Here is a 6,232-nt window from a genome sequence, read left to right as displayed (position 1 = left end):
AATAAAATTCAGGCTAGTGGGTGAATCACTGGCCTGATTCATTTGTAGGGACGCGTGGAGAAAGGCAAGAGACCTAATTATAATTAAGAACCATTGCCTAATTTATTTGAATATTCTAAGTCGTTTTATTTCTTTAAGTCATGATTATAAATTTAATTTAGAATGCTTTCTTTGCTTCATAAAACTTATATTTATTAAAAACTAAAAGATAAAAACGTAACTAATAACTGAATAAAGTGGATGTTGTAATCAAAGTTTTAAGCAAGTAATAACGCACGATATAAAACATTTAAGGATGTAGTTGAGAATCAATCTATTTAGATAATTTAATGGAATTTAAATCGTCAAATTAAAAACAATAATGTGAAGTAAAACTATAATGGGCGATTATTCTATTTTATTGAAAAATAAAAATGCCTCCGAAGATGCCGCTGCAATGTCTTTACCCTTGAACCCTTAAGTTCAAGGTGGAAGCGACGCGTACTTGCTGGGTTTCCTGCACAGGGCAGGCATACGCTCTAAATACGCAGAGCGCTATCCTAAAAAGATAGTATCGGCTCAGGGGAATCAGACGCGCTGGCGAACATCCCAGAGACAGCTTTAGTATAACCGATCTTTGCTCAATGACAATCCATTGAGTCTGTCGTTATGTAAACTTAGTTTTCAAATGGTGAAGCTTTACTCGATACCACTGCATTGTTTATACGATTTGTTGGACATCGTTTAAGATTGTTTCAAGTAAACGCTCACAATGTGCATATTCCTGAAGTGATCTGTTCATACTGAGTACATCCTGCATCAGTTGCAGGGCCACCATAATGACCAGTTTGTTATGCTCAACTCGTGGCGCACTGCGGCGCATTTCATTAAATTTATCATTGAGCATTTGACCTGCGCGTTCCAGTTCTTCTTTTTTATCAGAAGTGGTCGCTAAACGGAAAGTTTGTTCAATCAATCGTAATTCAACCATTACTTGTTCACTCATGATTGAATCTCCTCTTGATTTTCTACACTGGGATCAGCCAGTTGCTGAATTTCCTGTGCATTTTGATCCTGCTCTGTGCCTAAAATCGCTAAACGTTGAATGATGGCTTCTACTTTGGATTTAGCCAATTCATTTTTTTGAAGTAAGCGATCACGATCCTGCTGAATGTCATGTAATTCTTGCTGAGAGTGACGTTGCTGTAACTGCAATTTTTCTTTAGTCACGCGCAAATCATTGCGTTCAGCCAAAATTTCCTGAAAACGATTTTTAAGGTCGGTACAACTTTTTTCCAGACGGCTATAACGATCAGCCAGAGCGGTTGCATCTGTGTTCAATTGTTGAAATTGATTTTGTAGTTGCGAAAGTTGTTCAGTCAGATTATCAACTTCTTCCTGTTTGGAGGTGATAATCCCATTTTTTTGCACAATTTGAGCATGATGCTGCTCGTCATCCTGTTGTTTTTTTTGAGTCAGTGACTCATTTTCACTTTCAAGGTGATGTAAACGCGTTTTTAAAACGCCCATATGCGTCTGTAGACGCTGTAATTGTTCTAACATAACGTAGTCGCACAGAATTGCAATCAAAGGTAATATATATGCAGTATAGAGATTGGATAAGCGAATGCAAGACGATATTTCAGGTTGGAATGAATGGTTCACAAATTTTAACGGAATTGAAGAGATTTCAAGCCCAAGTGAGCTGCATGGTTTACTTACGGGCATCGTTTGTGTCACCGAAGCGCCAAGCCGCGATGAATGGTTGCAAATTTTAACCACACTGAATGTACCTCATTTAAGTGATGAAGCACTTGCACTGCTCGCAGATGAGGCAGAAGATGTATCACACGCTTTATCGGAAGATGAGCTAGATTATTTACCTATGCTTCCAGATGATGAACATTCTTTGCAAGAACGTGTTCAAGCATTGGCAGACTGGAGTGCAGGCGTGGTACTTGGCTTTGGATTGGCATCAGGTCATATTCGTAGTGATGAAATTGAGTTGATTGAACATTTACAGGATGTGGCAGCTGTTGAATTTGAAGATTCAGATGATGATGAAGAAGGTGAAAACAGCTACGAAGAATTGTACGAATTTGTTCGCTTGATTCCTGTGAGCCTTTCGATTGGGCGTAAAAAAATTCCAGTTCAAGAAAGTTCGCTTTTAAAAAACTTTCATGCCAAAAGTCAAAATGATCCTGCACGAAAAGATAACCAAAGCGTAGTTGAAATGTTTACTCCGCATCGTCCAAGCTAATTGGGCGATGTTATCGTTTTTATTTTACCTTACCACTTGATAATTAAAGATTTATAGCCTAATGAAATTGACTCAAGCAGATTTTGAACTTCGTCGAGACCGCCTCGCAGTGCATATGGGGCCAAACAGTATTGCCATTATTGAAACCAGTCCTGTAGCCTATCGTAACCGAGATGCGGATTATAAATTTCGTGCGGATAGTAGCTTTTTTTATCTGACAGGGTTTGCTGAACCTGAAGCGATAGCGGTCATTGAAACCTTTGATACGGTTGATGATTACACCTATAGTCTGTTTTGCCGTGAACGTAACCGTGACATGGAAATATGGAATGGTTATCGGGCAGGCATCGATGGCGCGATTGAAGATTTTGATGCTGATGAGGCATATGCTATTGATTTGTTAGATGAAGAAATTGCGGAAAAACTATTAAATAAAGAGCGACTTTATTATCGTATTGGGCATCGTGCTGAGTTTGATGCGCGTGTCAGTCAATGGATTAAACAGGCCGATGCTCAGCAGCGTCGTGGTAATGGAGCGCCATCGCAAATTTTGCAATTGGATCGTATTGTCGACGAAATGCGTTTGATTAAGTCCAAACAGGAAATTGAACTTATGCAAATTGCATCGGATATTAGTGCTGCTGCCCATACTCGTGCTATGCAAAAAGTTCATCCTGAAATGATGGAATATGCGTTAGAAGCTGAATTAAATTATATATTTGGTCAGCATGGTTGTGTGCCATCGTACAATAGTATTGTGGGCGGCGGAGCAAATGGCTGCATATTGCATTATGTAGAAAATGACAAAGCGCTTAAAGATGGTGATTTGGTACTTATCGATGCCGCTTGTGAATATCAATGTTATGCATCTGATATTACACGAACTTTTCCTGTTAATGGTAAATTTAGCCATGAACAAAAAGCCCTTTATGAAATCGTGCTTAAGGCGCAATATGCAGCGATAGATGCGGTACGTGTAGGGAATTCATACCGTGAACCACATGAAGTAGCAGTGCGTATTCTCACTGAGGGTTTGCTTGATCTAGGTTTGCTGAACGGAGAATTGGATGAGCTGATTGCAAGCGAAGCTTTCCGCCAATTTTATATGCATGGAACAGGGCATTGGTTAGGTATGGATGTGCATGACGTTGGCAATTACAAAAAAGAAGGTGAATGGCGACCATATGAAGAAGGTATGGTGGTGACAGTTGAACCGGGATTGTATATCGCGCCTGACGATGAAACTGTGGAAGCAAAATGGCGGGGTATTGGTATCCGCATCGAAGATGATGTAGTGGCTACTGCTCAGGGGCCATTGGTTTTGACAGGTGCAGTAGTTAAAGAGATTGAAGATATTGAGCAACTTATGGCTCAAGCTAAAATATAACGATAATCAGATTTGAGGAGTGTGACCGTGCAAAAAGTCATTATTGTCGGTGGGGGAATGGTTGGCCTAAGTCTGGCGCTGATGTTGGCCAAACAAAATATCGCTGTTCAATTGCTTGAAGCCATTTGTTATCCAAATTATGACGATGATCAGCTTGCACCGTATCATTCCAGTTTTGATGCCAGAAATACGGCATTATCGCGCCGTAGTGTGATGATTTATCAACAACTTGGTTTGTGGGAGGCTTTACAACAACATGCTACCCCAATTTTACAAGTGCATATTACTGAGCAAGGCAGTTTTGGTAAGGCGCGTTTAATTGCAGAACAAGAAAAAGTCGAAAGTTTTGGTCAAGTGATTGAGAATGCATGGCTTGGTCGAGTGCTGTTGACACAAGTTCGCCAGCAGCCCCTCATTGAATTGATTGATGGGGTAGAAGTCATTGCTCTTGAACAAAATACAGCGCAAGTTACGATTCATGCTAAACGCGATCAAGAGACACTCATCTTGACTTCAAAATTATTGATTGCGGCTGATGGTCGTGATTCTTTTTGTCGTCAGGCCATTGGTGTTGGAGTGGATGTTCATGACTATGATCAGGTTGCTATTGTCACTGCTGTACAAACCTCGAAACCGCATAATCACGTAGGATTTGAGCGCTTTAGTGCGCTTGGGCCATTGGCTTTATTGCCTTTGCCAGGAGAGAGTCGTCGTTCTGTGGTTTGGCCTGTTAAAAAAGGTACTGAAAGTGAATGGTTGGGTGAAGAAAATGATCAACATTTTCTGGATGCTTTGCAACAAACCTATGGCGATCGGGCTGGAAAATTTGAGAAAACTGGTAAACGATTTAGTTATCCATTATCACAGGTTTTGGCACATAAGCAGGCCGTAGGACGTGTTGTGTTAATGGGCAATGCTGCACATACGATTCATCCTGTTGCAGGACAAGGGTTTAATTTATGCCTGCGTGACGCTGATGTTTTAGTTCGTTTTATTACTCAGCATTTAACTCAATCAGAGGATATAGGTCATCCAGAAAATTTACTCGCCTATGAACAAGCGCGTTTAAAAGACCAACAGCGGGTGATTAAATTCTGTGATTCTGTAGTCCGTGGTTTTAGTAATCAAAATCCTGTCTTGAAATTGCTACGCAATACAGGTCTAGTCGCATTTGATGTGATTCCGGGAATTAAACCTTTAGTCGCCAATTATGCTATGGGATTAAAAGCATGAGTGATGTTCTTGATGTCGTAATCGTAGGCGGTGGTTTGGTTGGTGGTCTGACTGCTCTATTATTGGCTCAGGGTGGCGTACAAGCGACTGTACTGGATGCTGCTCCCATTCTTGATCCAGAACACGTTAATAGTATGTTGAACCCTCGTGTCTTGGCACTCAGTCAGGCAACCATTCATTTATTAAAAGCAGTGAATGTGTGGAATGATTTACCACGACAAATGCCTTACACAGGTATGCATGTCTGGAATAAAAATGGCTATGGTGAGATTGAATTTGGTCAAGTATCTCAGTTTATTCCAACCGCTGATCAAGCTTTAGGTTCAATGGTTGAGCCAAGTTTGCTCAATCTTGTGATTCAACAGAAAATGTTGCAGCAGATTCAAGACTATCGTACTCAGGTAAAAGTAGTGCGTGTTGAACAGCAAGTAGAATGTTGGTGCGTTGAACTTGCAGATGGTCAGATTCTAAAAACCAGATTGTTAATTGGTGCTGATGGCGCAAATTCGTTTGTTCGTGATCAGGCTTATATTGGTTTGGATGTATTGGACTATCATCAAGCAGCAATCAGTTGTGCCATTAAAACTACACAGCCACACCAATATGTTGCACGACAAATCTTTTTGCCAACAGGACCTTTGGCTTTTTTGCCCATGGCTAGTTTGGATGAGCAAGAAAATGGCTATTGGCAATCGATTGTTTGGACTTTACCTGAAGATTATGCAGAAGAATATTCGGCTTTCTCCGATGCTGAATTTATACAACTTTTAACGCGTGAAAGTCAGCATATGTTGGGCGAAGTTATAGATGTTCGATCTCGCGCGCGCTTTCCATTAAAAGCCCGTTCTGCACAACATTATGTAAAAGCGGGTTTGGCCCTGATTGGTGATGCAGCACATGTTATTCATCCTTTGGCGGGACAAGGTGTGAACATTGGCTGTCTGGATGCAGCCGTGCTATGCGATGCATTGCTACATGATTTGCAACGAGGTGTATGGGCACATGAACAAACCTTGCGCCGCTACGAACATCAACGTAAAGGGCAAAATGCAGCCATGATGCATAGTATGTCTGCGATAGGTTGGCTAGAAACTACTGAAATTACACCGCTCATTTTTGCACGAAATTTTGGCTTGCGTCAGGTCAATCGTTCCACTTTATTTAAAGATGCTTTTATGCAGCAAGCGAGCGGTTTACATAGTTTGAAGAACACGCGATATGCAATTTAATGAGAGAGTAGATATTTTTTAAACAATCATTTATATATTATTACCAATATGGTTAAAAAAAATACGAATTTGGAGCAAAAGCCTCTTTGCGAATGCTCAAGAGATTGCTACATTTCTTCGTAATTTATGATGAGTTTCATAAAA

At 40.5% G+C, this 6,232-nt stretch carries 6 protein-coding genes and 1 other RNA gene; 4 read left to right on the top strand and 3 right to left on the bottom strand.

What is annotated here, in order from left to right; genetic code table 11:
• Positions 1 to 412: 412 nt before the first annotated feature.
• The 3 genes from ssrS to IAE20_RS16550 form a co-directional block, all read right to left on the bottom strand.
• Positions 413 to 598: non-coding RNA, 6S RNA (ssrS, locus tag IAE20_RS16560), on the bottom strand.
• A 102-nt stretch (positions 599 to 700) separates the two neighbouring features.
• Positions 701 to 985, bottom strand: coding sequence for a cell division protein ZapA (locus IAE20_RS16555; protein ID WP_200482669.1), 285 nt, complete (start codon positions 983 to 985; stop codon positions 701 to 703).
• Complete coding sequence (locus tag IAE20_RS16550; RefSeq protein ID WP_200460826.1) at positions 982 to 1,542, bottom strand: hypothetical protein; 561 nt, start codon at positions 1,540 to 1,542, stop codon at positions 982 to 984. Before IAE20_RS16550 ends, IAE20_RS16555 begins: the two co-directional genes overlap by 4 nt.
• A 64-nt stretch (positions 1,543 to 1,606) precedes the next feature.
• Between IAE20_RS16550 and IAE20_RS16545 the strand changes: the two genes are divergently transcribed.
• From IAE20_RS16545 to IAE20_RS16530, 4 genes are all read left to right on the top strand, one after another.
• Positions 1,607 to 2,239, top strand: a complete 633-nt coding sequence (locus IAE20_RS16545) for a UPF0149 family protein (RefSeq protein ID WP_151832718.1) — start codon at positions 1,607 to 1,609, stop codon at positions 2,237 to 2,239.
• A 61-nt stretch (positions 2,240 to 2,300) separates the two neighbouring features.
• Positions 2,301 to 3,626: a Xaa-Pro aminopeptidase gene (gene pepP, locus IAE20_RS16540; protein WP_200482670.1), complete on the top strand. Its 1,326-nt coding sequence runs from the start codon at positions 2,301 to 2,303 to the stop codon at positions 3,624 to 3,626.
• A 27-nt stretch (positions 3,627 to 3,653) separates the two neighbouring features.
• Positions 3,654 to 4,859 (top strand): 2-octaprenyl-6-methoxyphenyl hydroxylase, encoded by a 1,206-nt coding sequence (ubiH, locus tag IAE20_RS16535; protein WP_200482671.1) that lies wholly within the window; start codon positions 3,654 to 3,656, stop codon positions 4,857 to 4,859.
• Positions 4,856 to 6,088, top strand: coding sequence for an FAD-dependent monooxygenase (locus tag IAE20_RS16530; RefSeq protein ID WP_200482672.1), 1,233 nt, complete (start codon positions 4,856 to 4,858; stop codon positions 6,086 to 6,088). Before ubiH ends, IAE20_RS16530 begins: the two co-directional genes overlap by 4 nt.
• Positions 6,089 to 6,232: the final 144 nt, after the last annotated feature.

The organism is Acinetobacter sp. S54, from assembly GCF_016624945.1.
Lineage (GTDB): Bacteria > Pseudomonadota > Gammaproteobacteria > Pseudomonadales > Moraxellaceae > Acinetobacter.
This window is presented reverse-complemented; position numbering and strand designations above follow the sequence as displayed.

What these genes read in the sequence shown, in the direction of transcription:
- IAE20_RS16555 (WP_200482669.1), bottom strand. Translation starts at nt 985, where the DNA reads ATGAGTGAACAAGTAATGGTTGAATTACGATTGATTGAACAAACTTTC.
- IAE20_RS16550 (WP_200460826.1), bottom strand. Translation starts at nt 1,542, where the DNA reads ATGTTAGAACAATTACAGCGTCTACAGACGCATATGGGCGTTTTAAAA.
- IAE20_RS16545 (WP_151832718.1), top strand. Translation starts at nt 1,607, where the DNA reads ATGCAAGACGATATTTCAGGTTGGAATGAATGGTTCACAAATTTTAAC.
- pepP (WP_200482670.1), top strand. Translation starts at nt 2,301, where the DNA reads ATGAAATTGACTCAAGCAGATTTTGAACTTCGTCGAGACCGCCTCGCA.
- IAE20_RS16530 (WP_200482672.1), top strand. Translation starts at nt 4,856, where the DNA reads ATGAGTGATGTTCTTGATGTCGTAATCGTAGGCGGTGGTTTGGTTGGT.